Origin of the sequence: Kineococcus siccus (assembly GCF_009906795.1) — a bacterium.
GTDB classification, from domain to species: Bacteria; Actinomycetota; Actinomycetes; order Actinomycetales; family Kineococcaceae; genus Kineococcus; species Kineococcus siccus.
The window spans coordinates 1-403 of record NZ_JAAALN010000473.1 but is presented as its reverse complement, the minus strand read 5'-3'; the positions used below and the strand labels follow the sequence as shown (position 1 = coordinate 403).

Below are 403 nucleotides of genomic sequence, written 5' to 3'. Positions count from 1 at the left end.
CGGGTACTCCGCGTACGTGGCCCTGCTCCTGGCCACGCTGTACGCGCCCGCGGCCTGGCGGGCCGCGGTCGCGGGCGGGCGGGCGCTGCTGCCGGTCCTCGGCGGCACCGACCCGCTGGTCCTCCTGGCCGCCGCGACGGCCGTCGTGGCGCTCGTGGCGGCGGCGGGGGCCCGGCGCGCGGGGGTGCTCCGCACGTCGGCGCCGGAGGTCGAGTTCCTGCTGCGCGGAGCGTTCCCGGCGCGCGCGGTCCTCGGCCGCGGGGCGTTGCGCAGCCTCGTCACGGCCGCCGCGGCAGGGGCCGCGGTCGTCGCCGCCCTGGGCACCGGCGCGGGCGTCGCCGCCGGGGCCCTGCCGCTCGCCGCGACCGCGACCGCCGGCGCCGCCGCGGGCGCCGTCGGCTGG

1 protein-coding gene is annotated in these 403 nt (G+C 84.1%); it reads left to right on the top strand.

Annotated features, from left to right (window positions below):
- Nucleotides 1-16: 16 nt before the first annotated feature.
- On the top strand, nucleotides 17-403 hold a 387-nt coding region (locus tag GTR02_RS22180), incomplete at its 3' end, for a hypothetical protein (RefSeq protein WP_205709841.1).